General features: G+C 72.7%; 1 protein-coding gene. It reads right to left on the bottom strand.

The annotated features are described in order from the left end of the window. Window positions 1-47: 47 nt before the first annotated feature. Window positions 48-19,184, bottom strand: coding sequence for an amino acid adenylation domain-containing protein (locus AB0D14_RS14550; protein ID WP_362778413.1), 19,137 nt, complete (start codon window positions 19,182-19,184; stop codon window positions 48-50). Between the last annotated feature and the right edge of the window lie 134 nt (window positions 19,185-19,318).

The raw sequence follows: 19,318 nt of genomic DNA, 5'->3' as shown, positions 1-19,318 counted from the left end.
TTGTCTTGCACGGGCGTTGGACAGGGACGTTGGAAACGAGTGCGGACCTAGTCGCGGGATACCGCCCGAGCGACCAGCGCACGCAGTGCGCGGAACCAGGACTCCGCCAGGTCGCGGACCGCCTCCTCGTCCAGGACGGCCTCGGGCCAGGACCAGTGGGCGGCCAGGACAGGGCCGTCGGCGCGGTCCTCGGTCACCACGTTGATGCCGAGCGCATGGCCCTCCCGCATGCCGGGCTCGGCGCCGATGTCCGAGACGTCCTCCTCGGGGGCGTACGACCAGTCCGTGGCCTCGGGGATGCCGAAGCGGCCGAGGTAGTTGAACTCGATCGGCGGCGCCTCGAAACCGGCGAGTACCGGCGCCGTACGGGGGTTGAGATGGCGGAGCATGCCGTAGCCGGCGCCGTTCGCGGGCAGCGAGGCGAGGTGCCGCCGGGTCCGGTCGAGTGCCTCCTCGATGGCCGGGCCGCCCTCAAGCGCCGCGTCCAGATCGACGGGACCGGGATCCAGGAGGACGGGGAAGACGCTGGTGAACCAGCCGACCGTACGGGACAGATCAACGTCCCCCGCCACCTCCTCGTCGCGGCCGTGACCCTCCAGGTCGACCAGGACCGGTCCTCCGGGGCCGCTGTCATGACGCCGCCGCCAGTCGGCCACGGCGAGTCCGAGGCCGGTGAGCAGGACGTCGTTGACGTTCGCGGCGAAGGCGGCGGGCACCGCGGACAGCAGCGGGCCGGTGTGCTCGGCGGGCAGCCGCAGCTCCAGCCGCCGCACGGTGCCGACGGTGTCGCGGACCGGGTCGAGCGGGCTGTTCAGCGGCAAGGGTGCCGCGCCTTGCAACAACCCGCTCCAGAACGGGAGTTCAGCCTCCCGGGCCGGGTCCTTGGCCAGCTCTTCGAGCCTGCGCGACCAGGTACGGAAGGACGTGTCGACGGGCGGAAGCCGCACGGGGCGCCCCGCGTCTACGGCCCGCCAGGCGGTCTCCAGGTCCGGCAGCAGGATGCGCCAGGACACACCGTCGGTCACGAGGTGGTGCGCCATCAGGAGCAGCCTGCCGGGTTCGGCGCCCGCGTCGAACCACACGGCCCGCACCATGACACCGGCGTCGGGGTCGAGCGCCGCGCGGGCGGCGTGGGCGCCGTCGGCGACGGCCGTCCGCAGCGCCTCGTCGTCCAGTCCGGCGACGTCGACCCGCTCGATCCAGGTCCCGGCGTCCACCGCGCCGACGGGCGGCACCGCGATGCTCCAGTTCCCGGCGTCGTCGCCGTAGGCACCGTCACCGCCGTCGCCGTCGCCGTCGCCGTCGTCGCGGCGGATCAGCGTGCCGCGCAGCATGGCGTGCCGGTCCGCGAGCGCCTGCAGCACCGCTGTGAGCTTCGGCCGGTCCAGCGCGGCGGGCGTCCGGACCAGGGCCGCCTGGTGGTAGCCCTTGGACGGGCCGCCCAGTTCTCGCAGCCAGTGCATGACCGGGGTGAGGGGCACGACGCCGGTTCCGTCGTCGGCTGCCGGACGGGCGTCGGCGGCTCCGGTGCTGGTCGCCACTTCGGCGAGCCCGGCGACCGTACGGTGCCGGAGCACCAGGCGCGGCGTGATCCGCACGTCCGCCGCGCGGGCCCTGCTGACGAGCTGCATGGCCATGATGCTGTCGCCGCCGAGGGCGAAGAAGTCGTCGTCGACGCCGACCTCGTCCAGGCCGAGTACGCCGGCGAACACGGCGCACAGGGCCTTTTCCAGCTCGGTGCCGGGAGCCCGGCCGGTGGAGAGCGCGGAGAAGTCCGGGGCGGGCAGGGCGGCCCGGTCCAGTTTGCCGTTGGCCAGCTCCGGCAGGCGGTCCAGGAGGACCACGGCGGCCGGGACCATGTGGTCGGGCAGACGCACGCCGACGTGGGCGCGCAGCCGTCCGGCGTCGGGCAGCGCTCCGGGCACGGGGACCACGTACGCCACGAGCAGGTTCCGCGCGCCTTCCTGACGTACCGTCACCACGCTCTGCGCGACGTCCATGTGGGCGGTCAGGGCGGACTCGATCTCGCCGGGTTCGATGCGGAAGCCGCGGATCTTGACCTGGTCGTCGGCCCGGCCCAGGTAGTCGAGGTATCCGTCGGCCGTCCAGCGGGCCAGGTCGCCGGTCCGGTAGAGCCGGGAGCCGGGCCCGCCGAACGGGTCGGCGACGAAGCGCTCGGCGGTCAGGGCGGGGCGGCCCAGGTAGCCGCGGGCGAGGCCGCCGCCGGCCAGGTACAGCTCGCCGGTCACGCCGGGCGGTACGGGCTGCAGCCGGTCGTCGAGGACGTACGCACGGGTGCCCGCGACGGGGCGGCCGACGAGGGGCCGGTCGCTGTCGCGCACCCGTGCCACGAGCGCGTCGACAGTGGACTCGGTCGGCCCGTACAGGTTGAACGCCTCGGTGCCGTTCAGCCGTCCGAGCCGCTCCCACAGTGCGCCCGGCACGGCCTCGCCGCCCACGCCGACGACCGCGAGGGGGCTGCTGCCGTCTTCGCGTACGAGCCCCGTGTCCGCCATCTGCGCGAAGAACGACGGTGTGACCTCCAGGAAGTCGAAGCCGTGCTCGACGACGGCCGCGGAGAGGAGGTCCGGGTCGCGGCGGGTCTCGTCGGAGACGACATGGACACAGTGGCCGTCCAGCAGCCACAACTGGGGCTGCCAGGAGGCGTCGAAGGAGAACGCCCAGGCGTGCCCGACGCGCAGATGACGTCGGCCGGTGGCCGCCTTGGCCGGCGCGTACAGCGTCTCGCGGTGGCTGTGGAAGAGGTTGCCGACCGTCTCGTGGGTGATGACGACGCCCTTGGGGCGGCCGGTGGAGCCGGAGGTGTAGATGACGTACGCCGGGTGGCGCGGGGTCAGGGGCGCGAGGCGGTCGGCGTCGGTGAGATCGTTCGCGGCTTCGGCGGCGAGCAGTTCCGCGGTCGCCGGGGCGTCCAGCTCCAGCACCGGGGGACCGCCCGCGGGCAGCAGCGGCGCGATCTGCCGTGTGCTGAGCGTCAGGATCGGGCGGGCGTCGACGAGCGTGTCGCTCAGGTGGCCGGTCGGAGCGTCCGGGTCGAGCGGCAGGTAGGCGGCGCCCGCCTTGTGCACCGCGAGGACGGCCAGCAGGGTCCGCGCGGTGCGGGGCAGGGCCAGCGCCACGAGGCGTTCGGGTCCTGCGCCCTGCGCGACGAGCAGCCGGGCGAGCCGGTTCACCTTGGCGTTGAGCTGGGCGAACGTCAGCCTGATGCCGTCGGACGCGATGGCTGGTGCGTCCGGTGAGAGCGCGGCCTGCCGTTCGAAGAGGGCCGGCACGGTGGTCGGTTCGGCGAGCAGGGGCCGCGCGTTCCACTCGGTGAGGACGCGGCGGCGTTCCGCGTCGCCGAGGATGTCGATCCGGCTGATCGGGGTGTCGGGGGCGGCGACCACGGCCCGCAGAAGGCGCACGAGCCGTTCGGCGATCGCTTCGGCGGTCGCGGGGTCGAAGAGGTCGGTGCTGTACTCCAGCACCCCGTCGACTCCGCCACCGTCGACTCCGCCACCGTCGACGCCGTCACCGCCGTCGCGTTCCACGAAGTCGAAGGAGAGGTCGAACTTGGCGCTTGTGGCGCCGACTTCCTCCCGCCGGGATTTGAGTCCGGCGAGGACGTCCCCTTCGCTGCCGGCGGCGAGGTACACGACCATGACCTGGAACAGCGGGTGCCGGGACAACGACCGGGCGGGGTTGAGCACGTCCACCACCCGCTCGAACGGCACGTCCTGGTGGTCGAAGGCGGCCAGGTCGGTCTCCCGCACCCGGGCGAGCAGTTCGCGGAACGCCGGATCGCCGGAGGTGTCGGTGCGCAGCACGAGGGTGTTGAGGAAGAACCCGACGACGTCCTCCAGCACCTCTTCGGTGCGCCCGGCGATGGGGCTGCCGAGCGGGATGTCCGTGCCGGCGCCCAGCCGGGTCAGCAGCGCCGCCACCGCCGCCTGGACGATCATGAACATACTGACGTTGCCCGACCGGGCCAGCTCGCGCAGCCCCGCCGCCAGCTCCGCGTCCAGGGCCATGGCGACCCCGCCACCGCGGTAGCCGGCCTCCAGCGGGCGCGGCCGGTCGGCGGGCAGCCCCAGCTCCTCGGGGAGCCCCGCCAACGCCTGCTTCCAGAACGCGAGTTGACGGGAAACCAGACTTTCCGGGTCCTTCTCGTCGCCGAGCACCGCCCGCTGCCACAGGGTGTAGTCGGCGTACTGGACCGGCAGCGGTGCCCGCTCGGGCGCCCGGCCCGCCGCGCGTGCCTCGTAGGCGTCGGCCAGGTCGCGGGTGAGGGGCTGGTCCGACCACTCGTCGCCCGCGATGTGGTGGAGCAGGAGCAGCAGCACGTGCTCGTCCTCGGCGGTGCGGAAGAGGTGCACGCGCAGCGGCGCCTCCCGGTCAAGCTCGAAGCCGTACCCGGCGGCCTCTGCGAGCCGTTCGGCCAGCTCTTCCTCGTCGGCCACGGAGGCGGACCGCACGGCGATGCGGGCCTGTGCCGGTTCCAGGATCAGCTGGTACGCGCGCCCGTCCTCCTCCGGGAAGACGGTCCGCAGCGGCTCGTGGCGGGCGACCAGGTCGTCGACCGCGAGGTCCAGCGCGTCGGCGTCGAGTGGCCCGGTGAGCCGCCAGGCGAGCGGGATGTTGTACGTGGGGCTGGGGCCCTCCACCCGGTACAGCACCCACAGCCGCTGCTGGGCGAAGGAGAGCGGCAGCCGCTCGGGCCGGTCCGCGGGCGCGAGGACGGGCAGCCCGGCGCCGGCCCCCTCGGTGCCTTCCCTGAGGCGCTCGGCGAGCCGGGCGACCGTGGGCGCCTCGAACACCGTGCGCAGCGACACCTCGGTGCCGAGCACCGTGCGGATGCGGCCGGCCAGCCGCATGGCGACCAGCGAGTGCCCACCGAGGGCGAAGAAGTCGTCGTGGACACCGACCCGTTCCAGGCCCAGGACGTCGGCGAACAGACCGCAGAGGATCTCCTCACGCGGGGTGCGCGGCAGGGTGCCGGTGGTCCGGGCGGCGAAGTCCGGGGCGGGCAGGGCCCTGCGGTCGAGCTTGCCGTTGGGGGTGAGCGGCAGGGCGTCCAGGGCCACGAAGGCCGCGGGGACCATGTGCTCGGGCAGTTCGGCCGCGGCATGGCGGCCCAGTACCGCACTGTCGGTGGCACGTCCGACCGCCGGGACGACATACGCCACGAGCCGCTGGTCGTGCGGAACCACGACGGCCCGGGCGACGGTGCCGTGCCGTCCGAGTACGGCCTCGATCTCGCCGAGTTCGACTCGGAAGCCGCGGATCTTGACCTGGTCGTCGGTGCGCCCCAGGTACTCGACCAGGCCGTCGGACGTCCAGCGGGCCAGGTCGCCCGTGCGGTACATGCGCTCGCCGGGCCGGCCGTACAGATCGGCGACGAACCGCCCGGCGGTCAGACCGGCGCGGTCGAGATAGCCACGGGCGAGCTGGGCGCCCGCGAGGTACAGCTCACCCGCCACACCCGTCGGTACCGGTCGCAGGGCGGCGTCCAGGACGTACACGCGGGTGTTCCACACCGGCCGGCCGATGGGCACCGTCATGGCGCCGGGGCGCACCTGGGTGGCGGTGACGTCGACGGATGCCTCGGTCGGCCCGTACAGGTTGTGCAGTTCGACGGGGGCGAGCGTTCGGTGGAAGCGGTCCGCGAGCGGACCGGTCAGGGCTTCGCCGCTGCACATCACACGGCGCAGGCCGGTGCACCGGGCGGCCGCCGGTTCCTCCAGGAACAGTTGGAGCATCGAGGGCACGAAGTGCGCGGTGGTGACTTCCTCCCGCTGGATGAGTTCGGCAAGGTAGCGGGGGTCCTTGTGCCCGTCCGGTCCGGCGACCACCAGAGCCGCCCCGGTGATCAGCGGCCAGAAGAACTCCCACACGGAGACGTCGAAGCTGGACGGGGTCTTCTGCAGCACCCGGTCCGCACCGTTCAGTCCGTACGTGTCCTGCATCCACAGCAGGCGGTTGACGATGCCCGCCTGCGGCACGACCACACCCTTGGGGCGGCCCGTGGAACCGGAGGTGTAGATCACATAGGCGGGGCTCGACGGGTCGTACGCGCCGGGGAGTTCGCCCTCCTCCCCCTCGGGCAGGCGGTCGCGGATCACGCACACCGGGCGGGCGTCCTCCAGCATGAACGTGAGGCGATCCCGCGGGTAGTCGGAGTCCAGCGGCAGATAGGCGCCGCCCGCGCGATGCACCGCGAGCAGGGCGACGACGAGGTCCGCCGAGCGCGGCAGCGCGACGGCCACAGTGCGCTCCGGACCCACGCCCATACCGGCAAGCACCCGCGCGGTGTGTTCCACCCGCCCGTCCAACTCGGCGTAGGTCAGGCGCTGTTCGCCGAATACCAGGGCGAGTGCGTCGGGCGTACGGGCCACCTGGGCACGGAACAGTTCGGGGAGGGTGGTGGACACGAGGTTGTGAGCCGTGTCGTTCCAGTCCGAGAGCACGAGCCTGCGCTCGGACTCCTCCAGGACGTCCAACGCCCCGACCGGCAGGTCGGGTTCGGCCGCCACCTGTTCCAGCAGCCGGACCAGGCGCCCGGCAAGGCGTTCCGCCGTGCCGCTGTCGCACAGGTCGGCCGCGTACTCCAGGAGCAGGACCAGCCGGTCCGCCTCGTCCACGAAGGTGAAGTGGAGGTCGAACTTGGCCATGCCGGTGTCCATGTCGAACCACTCGGTGGACATGCCGAGCACGTCGGGGTCGCCGTCCGGCCGGTAGTGGTACCCGAGCATGACCTGGAAGAGCGGATTGCGGCCCGCCACGCGCGGCGGGTTGATCGCCTCGACCACCTGGTCGAAGGGCAGGTCCTGGTGCTCGAACGCCTCCAGGGCCGATTCCCGTACCCGGCCCAGGAGTTCACGGAAGGTGGGCTCACCGGACAGGTCGGTGCGCAGCACGAGGGTGTTGACGAAGAATCCGACCAGGTCGTCGAGCGCGTCGTCCGTACGGCCCGCGATGGGCGCGCCGAGCGGGATGTCGTCGCCCGAGCCGAGCCGGTGCAGAAGCGCGGCGGTGGCGGCCTGGAACAGCATGAACATGCTGGTGCCGCCGGCGGTGGACAGGTCGCGCAGCGCCCGGCCGGTGCCGTCGGGCAGTTCGAGGCGGACCTTGCCGCCCTGTCCGGTCGGTGTGTCCGGGCGGGGGCGATCGAGGGGCAGCGGCAGCTCGTCGGGCAGGTCGCTCAACACTTCTGCCCAGTAGTCGCGTTGCTGCTCACCGAGCCGGCCGAGCAGGTTGTCCTGCCAGAGGGTGTGGTCGGCGTACTGGACGGGCAGCGGGGCCCAGCCGGGTTCCTGGCCCGCGGTCCGCGCCGCGTACGCGGTGTTCAGATCGGTCAGAAACGGCCGGTCGGACCATTCGTCGGTGGTGATGTGGTGCAGTACGACGGCCACCACCTGGTCGGCCGGACCGACCCGGAACACCTCGCAGCGCAGCGGGAGTTCATGTGCCAGGTCGAAGGGGCGGCGCTGCGCCGACTCGATCAGCGCGGCCAGGGCCTCCTCGGCGCAGTCCGTCACGGTGAACCCGGGCGCGGCCTCGGCGGCCGGAACGATCCGCTGGTACGGCTCTCCGTCGTGCTCGTGGAACACCGTGCGCAGCGCCTCGTGCCGCCCCGCCACGTCGCGCAGGGCGGACCGCAGCGCGTCGGAATCGAGTTCCCCGCGGAGCCGGAAGACCAGCGGGAAGTTGTACGCGACACCGCTGCCGGTGATCCGTTCGACCAGCCACAGCCGGCGCTGGGCCGGCGAGAGCGGGATGCGGTCGGGCCGTTCGGCGGGGGTGACGGCCGGGCGGACAGGGCGCCCGGTGTCGGCCCGTGCGGCGAGCAGTTCGGCCGTCGGTGCCTCGAAGAGGTCACGGATCGCCAGCTCGGCACCCAGTTCCGTGCGGGCCCTGCTGATCAGCCGCGTGGCGAGCAGCGAGTGGCCGCCCAGGTCGAAGAAGCCGTCCTCGGCGCCGACTTCGGGCAGGCCCAGCACCTCGGCGAAGAGCCGGCAGAGCACCTCTTCCTGTGGAGTGCGCGGTCCGCGGCCCCTGCCGAGGGCGACGGCAGGCTCGGCGTCGGGCAGGGCGCGCACGTCCAGCTTGCCGTTGTCGTTCATGGGCAGCCGGTCGAGCGTGACGAACGCGGCCGGGACCATGTAGTCGGGCAGGTGCTGCTTGAGGTCGTCGCGCAGGCGCCGGACCAGACTGTTCGCGCCGCGCGCCGCGGTGGGCTCGTTGGCGTACGGGGCCTCGCCGCCACCCGGGAGATACAGCCCGGCGGTGCGACCGGGCCCCTCACCGGAACCGATGCGGGCGCCGGTCTCAGCGTCCGTGCCGGTGCCGGTCTCGGTGTCCGCGCCGGTGCCGGGGATGAACACGGCGTCGTACGTGCCGGGTTCGCGGGACCAGGTGGTCAGGACGCGCCGGCCGAGTTCGGCGCCGAGGTCGTGCAGCGTCTGAGGGTCCACTCCCTGGGCGGCCCCGACGCGGGCGTCGGGAATGCCGGTGAACCGCAGCGGGGTGACCGCACGGACGAGATCCACCAGGTCGAGATCCCTGGTGAAGCCGACCGACGGGACCCGCTCCAGGGCGACGTCCGCCTCACCGGCGTACAGGACGGCGTCGTAGCGGTGGCGGCTCAGCTCGTTGTGGTGACGGGCGCGCTTGGTGCGCAGGTCGACACGGTGGCCGAGGGTGGTGAAGTAGTCGGGGTCGACGAGGAGTTCCTTCTCCAGGCGCAGACCGCGTTCGACGGCTCGCTCAAGGCCCTCCCCCGTGACTCCCCTGGCCTGCTGGATCTCCGTCTGGAAGGTCCGGGCCAGGCGCAGGTTGCGTACGTCGCCGACGAACAGCGCGCCGCCCGGGGCCAGGAGCTCCATCGCTCCCTGGATCACCGACGTCAGGTAGTCGATGCTCGGGAAGTACTGGATGACCGAGTTGATGACGATGGTGTCGAAGTAGCCGTCGGCGGGCAGGCCGGTCAGGTCGTCGGCGGGCTGGGCACGCAGCATGACGCGCGCGGCCAGCTCCGGGTCCTGGCGCAGCTCCTCGCCGATCTTGCGGATGACGGGGGCGGCGAAGTCGGTCGCCCAGTATGCCTTCGCCTCCGGCGCGAGCCTGGACAGCAGCAGGCCGGAGCCGACGCCGATCTCCAGGACGCGGCGCGGGCGCAGCGAGCGGATCCGCTCGACGGTGGCCTCGCGCCATTCCCGCATCTCCTCGAAGGGGATGGGCAGGCCGTCGTACGAGGAGTCCCAGCCCGCGTAGTCCTCGGTGAAGACGGCGGTGCTGATCTCCTCGTACTCGTCGGAGTAGATCTCCTGCCACTCGCCGACCTGCTCGCGCTCGGCGCCGTCGCGGTCGTCGCCGGTGAGCGGGGCCGGGACGACGTAACCGACGAGCCGTTCGTCGCGGACGACGACGGCGGCGTGCGCGACCTGCGGGTGCCGGGAGAGGGCGGTCTCGATCTCACCCAGCTCCACGCGGTAGCCGCGGATCTTGACCTGGTCGTCGGTGCGGCCGAGGAAGTCGAGGTTGCCGTCGGGGCGGCGGCGCACCAGGTCACCGGTGCGGTACATGCGCTCGCCGGGTTCACCGAAGGGGTCGGCGACGAACCGCTCGGCGGTCAGGCCCGGCCGGTCCAGATAGCCGCGGGCCAGGCCGATGCCCGCGATGTACAGCTCGCCGGGCACGCCCTCGGGCACCGGGCGCAGCCAGGCGTCCAGGATGTGGGCGCGGGTGCCGCGGATCGGACGCCCCACGGTCGGTGTGGCGCTGTCGAGGGTGCCGCCACCGAGGGTGTTGATGGTGTATTCGGTCGGCCCGTAGAGGTTGTAGCCGTACGTGCCCTCGGTGTCGCGGAGCCGGTTCCACACCGTCTCCGACACGGCCTCGCCGCCGAGCAGCACGAGCGGCGGCCGGTGGCCCTCCAACAGGCCCTGCTCGATGAGCAGATGGGCGTAGGTGGGCGTCACGTTGATCACGTCGACGCGGTGGGTCTCGCAGTACGCGACCAGCGCCTCGGCGTCGCGCCGCAGCTCCTCGTCGCAGATGTGCACCTCATGGCCCTCGACGAGCCACAGCAGTTCTTCCCAGGACATGTCGAAGGCGAAGGACACCGTGTGCGCGATGCGCAGTCCGCGCCCGCCCGCCGAGGCGATGGCCGGTTCGAAGATCTCCCGCTGGTGGTTGAGCTGCATGTTGGTCAAGCCGCGGTAGGGCGTGACGACACCCTTGGGTCGGCCGGTGGACCCGGACGTGTAGATGACGTACGCGGGGTGCTCCAGGCTGAAGACCCGCCTCTCCAAGTGCCCTGGTAGTGAGTCCAGTTCGGCCTCGACCGCCGGGTCGTCCAGCAGGGCGCGGGGCGTGTCGGCCGCCGCCAGCCGTGCGGAGACGGCCGCGTTCGACAGCAGCAGCGTGGGCCGGGCGTCCTGGAGCATCGCCACGAGCCGGTCGTCGGGGTGGTCCAGCTCCAGGGGCAGGTAGGCGGCGCCGGTGCGCAGGACTGCGAAGAGCGCCACGACCATGTCGAGGGAGCGGGGCAGCCCGAGCGCGACGACCCGCTCGGGCGCGGCGCCGCGGTCGAGCAGCAGGTGTGCCATGCGGTTGATGCGGGCGTCGAGTTCGGCGTACGTGAGGGTCTCGTCGCCGAAGACCAGCGCGGTGGTGTCGGGCGTGGCGGCGGCCTGGTCGGCCAGCAGGTCCGCGATGGTGTCCTCGGGTTCGGGCACCCGGCCGGCCGCCAGCGCGCGCTCCAACCCGGCCTGTTCGGTCGGCAGTCGCGGGTCCAGGCGTCCCACGGGGGCGTCGAGGTCATGGGTGAGCCGGTCCAGGAGCAGGGTGAACCGGTCGAGCAGTTCCTGGGCCTGTGGGCGCGCGATGACATCGGCCCGGTGGGTCAGGGTGACCTGGATGCTGCGTCCCGGCGTGACGACGAGGTTGACGGGATAGTGCGTGGCGTCGACGTTGGCGACGGCGGTGGCCCCGTGCCGGTCGCTCAGTTCGGCCAGCCGCTCCTCGGTGTCGCTGTTGCGCAGCACGAAGAGGGTGTCGAAGAGCCGCCTGTGCCCGGTCTCGGCCTGGAGCACACCGAGGCCCAGGTACTCGTACGGCATGACGGCCAGCCGTTCGCCCTGGACGCGGCGCAGCAGTGCGAGCACGGGCTCGGCCGGGTCGTAGGCGATGCGGGCGGGGACGGTGTTGAGGAACATGCCGATGACGTTCTCGATCTCCGGCACCTCGCTCGGCCGGCCCGCGACGGTGGTGCCGAAGACGACGTCGGTACGGCCGGTCGCGGTCGCCAGGGTCAGGCCCCAGGCGGCGTTGAGCACGGTGTTGAGGGTCAGTCCGTACCGGCGGCCGATGTTACGCAGCCGGATCCCCACCTCGTCCGGGACGAAGGCGTCGAGGCTCTCCGGGATGTCCGGCTCCAGGCCCTGGTCGGCGGCGGCGAGCAGGGTGGGCTCGTCCAGTCCGGCGAGGGCGGTGCGCCAGGCGGCGGTGGCGACGGCGGTGTCCTGGACCTCCAGCCAGGTCAGGTAGTCGCGGTAGGAGCCGGGCGCGACGAGGCCGCCCGGGTCGCCGCCGGACTCGTACAGGGCGAAGAACTGGTCCAGGAAGAGCCACGCGGACCAGCCGTCCCACAGGAGCAGATGCCGGCCGACGACCAGTCGGTCGCCGCGATCCTCACCGAGCCGAATGACCAGGATCCGGAAGAGCAGCGGCCGGGTCAGATCGAAGCGACGGGACCGCTCGGCGTCCGTCAACTCCCTTATTCTGGCGTCCTGTTCCGCTGTGGACAGTGCGGAGAGGTCGACCTCTTCGAGTGGGATCTCGGGGTCGCGGACGATGAACTGCACCGGCTGGCGCAGGCCTTCACTGGTGAACCCGGCGCGCAGGCTGGGGGTACGTTCCAGCAGCACCCGTACGGCGGTGCGGAGCCGGTCCGTGTCGAGCGGGGTGGCGAGGTCGAAGGACTCGTGGACGGTGTAGACGTCCAGGGTGCCCTCGTCGTACGTGGAGTGGAAGAACAGGCCTTCCTGGAGCGGGGCAAGCGGCCAGATGTCGTCCACCGGGCCCGGGCTGAGGCGGTGGACGCGTTCGGTCTCCTCGGCGGTGAGGGCGAAGTCGGAGCGCGGGGCGCGGGCCTCGACGACCGTAGTGGCCGCTGCGGCCAGGGCCGCGGGGGTGCGGTGCTCGAAGACGTCGCGGGGGTTGAGGTCCAGGCCGGCCCGTCGGGCGCGGCTGGAGACTCCGATCGAGGTGATGCTGTCGCCGCCGAGCATGAAGAAGTCGTCGTCGATGCCGACCTCGTCGAGCTTCAGCACGGCGGCGAAGATCCCGGTGAGCGCGCGCTCACGCTCGTCGCGAGGCGCGCGCACCTCGGCGCGTACCGCCTGCGGAGCGGGCAGCGCGGCCCGGTCGAGCTTGCCGCTGGGGGTCAACGGAAGGGATCCCAGGACGACATACGCGCCGGGCACCATGGGGGCGGGCAGCGACTCGCCCAGCGCGGCCTGGAGTTCGGCGGGCTCCGGGTGCGCGTCGCGTGCGGGGACGACATACGCGACCAGCGCGCCGCCCGTGACGGTGACGGCTGCCTGCGCGACGGAGGCCTGCCGGACCAACGCGGCCTCGATCTCGCCGAGTTCGATCCGGTTGCCACGGATCTTGACCTGGCGGTCGGTGCGGCCCAGGTACTCGACGACCCCGTCGGCGCGACGGCGTACGAGGTCGCCCGTGCGGTACATGCGTGCGCCGGGCCCGCCGAACGGGTCGGCGACGAACCGCTCGGCGGTCAGGCCGGGCCGCGCGTGATAGCCGCGGGCCAGTTGGACGCCGGTCAGGTACAGCTCGCCGGGCACCCCTGAGGGCACCGGGCGCAGGCAGGAGTCCAGGACGCGCAGGACGGTGTTCCACACCGGCCGGCCGATGGGCACGGTGGTACCGGGCGCGTTGTCGTACGGGTGGTACGTGACGTCGACGGCGGCCTCGGTGGGGCCGTACAGGTTGTGCAGCGGCACCCCGGTGAGGTCCCGCCAGCGGGCCGACGCGGCGGTGGGCAGCGCCTCGCCGCTGCTGAAGACGCGCCGCAGGGAACCGGCCCACCCGGGATCGTCGGTGATCTCCTCGGACTGCAGGAAGGCTTCGAGCATCGACGGCACGAAGTGCAGGGTGGTGACGCCCTGTTCACGGATCAGCTCGGCGAGGTACGCCGGGTCGCGGTGTCCGTCCGGGCGGGCGAGCACGACGGCGGCTCCCTCGCACAGCGCCCAGAAGAACTCCCAGACACTGACGTCGAAGCCGGCTGGGGTCTTCTGCAGCACCCGGTCGTCGGCGGCCAGTCCGTACTCGCCCTGCATCCAGGTCAGCCGGTTGACGACGGCCCGGTGGGTGACGAGGACGCCCTTGGGCCGCCCGGTGGAACCGGAGGTGTAGATCAGGTACGCGGGGTCGTCGGGGGCCGCTTCGGGAGCACGGGTGCCTTCAGGAGCGCGGGCGGCTTCGGGCTGGTCGTCCGTCGCCGCGTCCACCAGGAGGTGCGCGAGGCCCGGGACCTCGGGCAGCCGGTGAGCGGTGTCGGAGGTGGTGACGACCGTCGTCGCTCCCGAGTCGGTGAGCATGTGGGCCACCCGGTCGGCGGGGTAGTCCACGTCGACCGGCAGGTAGGCGGCGCCGGACTTCAGCACACCGAGCAGCGCGATCATGAGGGCGGCCGAGCGCGGTACGGCGACCGCGACGATGACACCGGGACCGGCGCCCCTGGTACGGATGCGTCGCGCCAACTCGGCGGCACGGGCGTCGAGTTCCTCATAGGTGAGGGTTTCGTCCTCGTACACGACCGCTGTGGCACTCGGGGTGCGGGCGGCCTGGGCCTCGAAGGCCGCGGCCAGGGTGGTGTCGGGCACCTCCCGCCGTTCGCCGGCCGGGTGGGCCTGGGACAGCTCGGCCGGCGAGAGCAGTTCCAGGGCGGCGACCGGCTGCCCGGGGTCAGCGGCCAGGGCGTGCAGGATCCGGGTGAGCCGGTCGGCGAGGCGGCGCACGGCCTCGGCGTCGAGCCGCTGGGCGTGGTGCTTCAGACGCAGGTCGAGACGGCGGCCCGGCTTCACGATCAGGGCGAGCGGGTAGTGGACGGCGTCGTGGAACTCGTGGCCCGTGACCCGGACCCGGCCGGAGGGGTCGGAGAGGCCGTCCGCGGCTGGGTAGTTCTCGAAGACGACCAGGGTGTCGAACAGTTCGCCGCTGCCCGCGAGTCCGGCGACACGCTGGATCTCGGCGAGACCGAGGTGCTGGTGGTCCAGCAGTGCGGCCTGCTCGTCCTGGAGCCGTCCGAGGAGGCCGACGAGGGTGTCCGCGGGCTCCCAACGGAAGCGGGTGGGGAGGGTGTTGATGAACAGCCCGACCATGGACTCGATGCCTTCGACCTCGGCGTCCCGGCCGGAGACGGTGGTGCCGAACACCACGTCCTGGCGGCCGGTCAGCCGTCCGATCAGCAGACCCCAGGCACTTTGGACGACCGTTCCCAGCGTCACTCCCAGCTCGCGGGCGCGCGCCGACAGGCGGGCGGTGACCTGCTCGGACAGCTCGACGCGGACCTGGGCGGGCGTGATCGGTGTGCCGTCGGCGGGGGCCTCGACCAGGCGGGTGGGCTCCTCGATCCCGGCGAGCGCGTCGCGCCACGTCTCGCGCGCCGCGTCACGGTCGGCGGCGGCCAGGCCACGCAGGTACGTGCGGTACGGGGCGACCTCGGGCAACTGGGCGGGCCTCGCACCGTAGTTGGCCAGCAGTTCCCGGTGCAGGACCGGCAACGACCAGCCGTCGGCGATGCTGTGATGGAACGTCAGAAGCAGTCGGCCCAGGTTCTCGCCGAGCCGTACGAACGCGCAGCGCATCAGGGGCGGCCGAGCGAGGTCGAAGTGGCGGGCGCGCTCTTCGGCGGCGACCGCGTCGGCGGCGAGCCGCAGGCGGTCCTCGGCGTCGGCGGCCCGGCCGGTCTCCGTCGGGAGATACGCCTCCGCCGAGAGATCCACCTCGCGCCAGGGCAGCTCAAGCCCCTCGGCGATGATCTGCACGGGGCGCCCGTCGGGGAGCGGGCGGAAGCAGGCCCGCAGCGGGGCGTGCCGGTCGAGAACGCGCTGGGCGGCCCGGCGCAGTACCTCGGCGTCGACCGGACCGGACAGTTCGAGTGCCTGCTGGACCACATAGGCGTCGCGGTCGGCGCCGTCGACGAGGGAGTGGAAGTAGAAGCCTTCCTGGAGAGGGCTCAGCGGCAGCAGTTCCCGCACTGTCACCGGGTACTCGCTCTGGAGCTCGGCGAGTTCGGCCTCGGTGACCCGCACGAGCGGTGCCTCCGCACCGACGCCCCCCTTGCCGGTTTCCGCGTCGGTCCGCACGCCTGCGGCCTGGGCGAGGGCCGCGACCGTCCGGTGCCGGAAGACATCGCGGGAGCTGAGCCGCAACCCGGCTCGGCGGGCGTGGATGAGCAGGTGGATGGCGGTGATGCTGTCGCCGCCGAGGGCGAAGAAGTCGTCGTCGATCGTTGCCGCCCGGAGGCCGAGCACCTCGGCGTAGGCCGCGCAGAGCACTTCCTCACGGGCGTCACGCGGCGGCCGGCCGGAGCTGAGGGCCCCGTAGTCGGGCACCGGGAGCGCGGCGCCGTCGAGCTTGCCGCTGGGCGTCACCGGCAGGCGGTCCAGGGGGACGACGGCGGACGGGACCATGTACTCCGGGAGCTGATCGGCCGCGTACGAACGCAGGGCCTTCATCAGGGAGTTCACATCACGGAAGGGCGCGGGGCGGTTGGCGTGCGGGACGGCTCCGGACGGGCGGTACAACCGGCCCGACGCTCCGTGCACGGCGTCGCCCGAGCCGAAGACCACGTCGAGGCTGCCGTCGTCGGCGACCCCGTTCCAGGTGACGGCTGCCTTCAGCCCGTGCCGGGCGGCGAGAGCGTGAAGGGCGTCCGGGTCCGGGGCCGCCGCGTCGGCCGGAGCCGCGGTGCGGCTGCTGTCGTCGAGGACGGACAGCGCTGCCAGGTCCTCGGCGAGGCGGGCGTTGGGCAGACCGGTGACCCGGAGCGGGGCCGCGCACCCGGCGGGGAGGGCCGGACGACTGGCGAGCAGGATATCGAGGGCGTCCAGCCCGCGAGGACCGACCGCAGGTTCGCCCCCGCCGCTCAGGTCCGCCCACGCGACCTCGTCGCCGTCGACCGACGCCGGATCACCACCCGACAACGTCTCCTCGCCGCCCGACGGCGACTCGTCGAGCGGTACCGGCGGCTGCGTCCGCTTGCGCAGCACCACGTCGTAGCGGTAGCGGGTCAGCTCGTTGTGATGGCTGCCCCGCTTGACACGGATGTCGACGTCGAAGCCGTCGAGGGCCGCGAAGTAGTCGGGGTCGAGCAGCAGTTCGCCCTCCCAGGCGACCGACCGCTCCACGGCGGCCCGCAGGGCCTGCTTGTCCCCGGGGTCGGCCGCCCGACGCGTCTCCACGGCGGCCCGCAGACAGCGCAGCAGACGGGCGTTGCGCACATCGCCGACGAACAGCCGCCCCCCGGGGGCCAGCAGCTCGGCGGCGCCGCCGATGACATCGGTGAGGTAGTCGGCGCCGGGGAAGTACTGGGCGACCGAGTTGAGGACGACCGTGTCGAAGTAGGCGCGGGGCAGGCCGGTGGTGTCGTGGGCGGGCCGGGCGCTCAGCTGCACGCGGCCCGCCAGTTCCGGCACCGTGTCGACCTGGGCGCGCAGGGCCCGTACCGCCTGCTCGGAGAGGTCGGTGCCCCAGTACGTCTCGCAGCCGGGGGCGATCCGGGAGAGGACCAGGCCGCTGCCGACGCCGATCTCCAGCACCCGGCGCGGCGCGAACTCCTCGATGCGGGCGAGGGTCGCCTCGCGCCACTCCCGCATCTCCGCGACGGGGATGGGCAGCCCGTCGTACATGCTGTTCCAGCCGGCGAAGTTCTCCCGGAAGCCCGCGGAGCTGTCGTCCGAGCCCGCCGTCTCGTCCCGCCGGCCTTCGGATCCGGCTGCCGCGTAGAGCAGTTCGTGCAGGTCCTTCCACTCCTGGACCTGCTCACCGAAGTCCCGGTCCGCGTCCAGCGAGGGAACGACGTAGGCGGCGAGCCTGCGGTCCCCGGGCCGGTCCTCGCGGACCAGGACCGCGGCCTGCTCCACGGCCGGGTGGGCGCGCAGCACGGACTCGATCTCGCCGGGTTCGATACGGAAGCCGCGGATCTTCACCTGCGAGTCGGCGCGGCCGAGGAACTCCAGCCTGCCGTCGGCCTTCCAGCGCACCAGATCGCCGGTGCGGTACAACCGCTCGCCGGGCGCGCCGAACGGGTCGGCGACGAACCGCTCGGCCGTCAGGCCGGGCCGCCCCAGGTAGCCGCGGGCGAGACCGGCTCCGCCGAGATACAACTCGCCCGGGACACCGGCCGGTACGGGCTGGAGCCGGGCGTCGAGCACGTAGGCCCGGGTACCGGGGTCGGGGATGCCGATCGGCACGATCGTGCCGGCCGGGGTGTCGGGGTCGCACAGGCCGAGGGTGGAGTTGGTGGTCGCCTCGGTGGGGCCGTACGCGTTGAACATCATCCGGCCGCGGGCGTACCGGCCGACCAGTTCGGGCGAGACCCGCTCGGTGCCGGCGAGCAGGGTGGCGGGCGGCAGCGTGACGTCCTCGGGCATCGCGGCGAGCAGCGCCGGCGGGAGGATCATGAAGGTGATGCCGTTGGCGTGGGCGTAGTCGGCGAGCGGTGCGCCGGGCACCCGCAACTCGGCCGGTACGACGACGAGCCGGCCGCCGGAGAGCAGTCCGAGACACAGGTCCCAGAAGGCCACGTCGAAGCTCGGCGAGGCGAACTGGAGGACCCGGCTGTGCGGTCCGATGCCGAACCGCTCGGTCTGCGTGGCGACCAGCTTGGCGACGCCCGCGTGGGAGAGCACCACGCCCTTGGGGCGGCCGGTGGAGCCGGAGGTGTAGATGACGTAGGCGGCGTTGTCGACGGAGAGGGCGCCGAGGCCGGGCGATGCGGGCTGACGCTCCGCCATCTCCCGTACGGTCTCGGGCGCGTCCAGCACCACCATGTCCATGCCCTCGCACGGCGGGATGTCCTCCGCGGCCTCGGCGGTGGTGAGCAGGCAGGCTGGTCGCGCGTCGGCCAGCATGTAGGAGATGCGGTCGGCCGGGTAGTCGGTGTCCACCGGCAGGTAGGCGGCGCCGGACTTCAGCACGGCGACCTCGGCGACGATCAGTTCGGCCGAGCGGGGCACCGCGAGGGCCACCACGCGTTCGGGTCCCGCACCGCGTGCGACGAGGGCGTGGGCCAGCCGGTTGGCGCGTTCGTCCAGTTCGGCGTAGGTCAGCCGGGTGTCCTCGAAGACCAGCGCGATCTCGTCGGGCCGCTGCCGGACCTGCTCGGCGAACATCTCCGGCCAGGTCCGCAGGGGAATGCCGTGGTCGGTGTCGTTCCACTCCGCCAGGACGCGGTGACGCTCCTTTGCGTCCAGGAGGTGCAGTTCACCGACAGGGGTGTGCGGCCGGGCGAGCCCGTCGGCCAGCAGGGTGGCGTAGTGGCCCGCGGCCCGGTGGGCGGTCTCGGCCCGGAACAGGTCCTGCCGGTACGTCACCCGTACCGCACCGGCACGGACTTCGAGTACGAGGTCGAGCGAGCCGCCGTCCGGCCCACCGTCCGACAAGCTGTCAGGTGCGCTGTCCGACACGCTGTCAGGTGCGCTGCCGGACGCGCTGTCGGACGCGCTGTCGGGTGCCGGCCCGAAGGCCGTGTTGAACAGCAGCCCGCCGCCCCGGGTGGTTACCGGCCTCATCTGGGCGACCAGCGTGGACAGTTCGACGCGATGGGCGGCGGCCGCCTCGCACGCCGCGGACACCCGCCGGACCAGTTCGGCGAACTCGGTTCCGCCGTCGAGAGCCACCCGGACCGGCAGCCCGCCATACCCGACGGTGATGTCGTGCGCGCCGCCGTAGCGGTGCAGCAGCGCCACGAAAGCGGACAGGAGGGTGGCCTCATCGCCCGTCGCGCCCAGCGTGCGGCTGATCGTGCGCGTCTCTCCGCCGGGCGCCGGCGGGTACGGGAAGTCGACAGGAAGGACCGACTCCTGCGGAAGGGGGTCGAGCCGTCGACGCCAGTACGCCGCCACGTCACCGTCGTCGATACCGGACACACGCGCTTCGAAACCGGACACAGCTGACCGCGCCTCCAGAGTGTGCGGAACCGGCTGAGCCGGAGAACCGCACGTAATACTAAGGTAAGGATTACCTAACCAAAAGGGCGCAGTCTCGGCGGGCTCGTGATCCC

This window comes from Streptomyces sp. NPDC048484 (assembly GCF_040651415.1).
Classification (GTDB): domain Bacteria; phylum Actinomycetota; class Actinomycetes; order Streptomycetales; family Streptomycetaceae; genus Streptomyces.
Note: the sequence above shows the minus strand (reverse complement) of the source record. Positions and strands in the feature narration are given on the sequence as shown.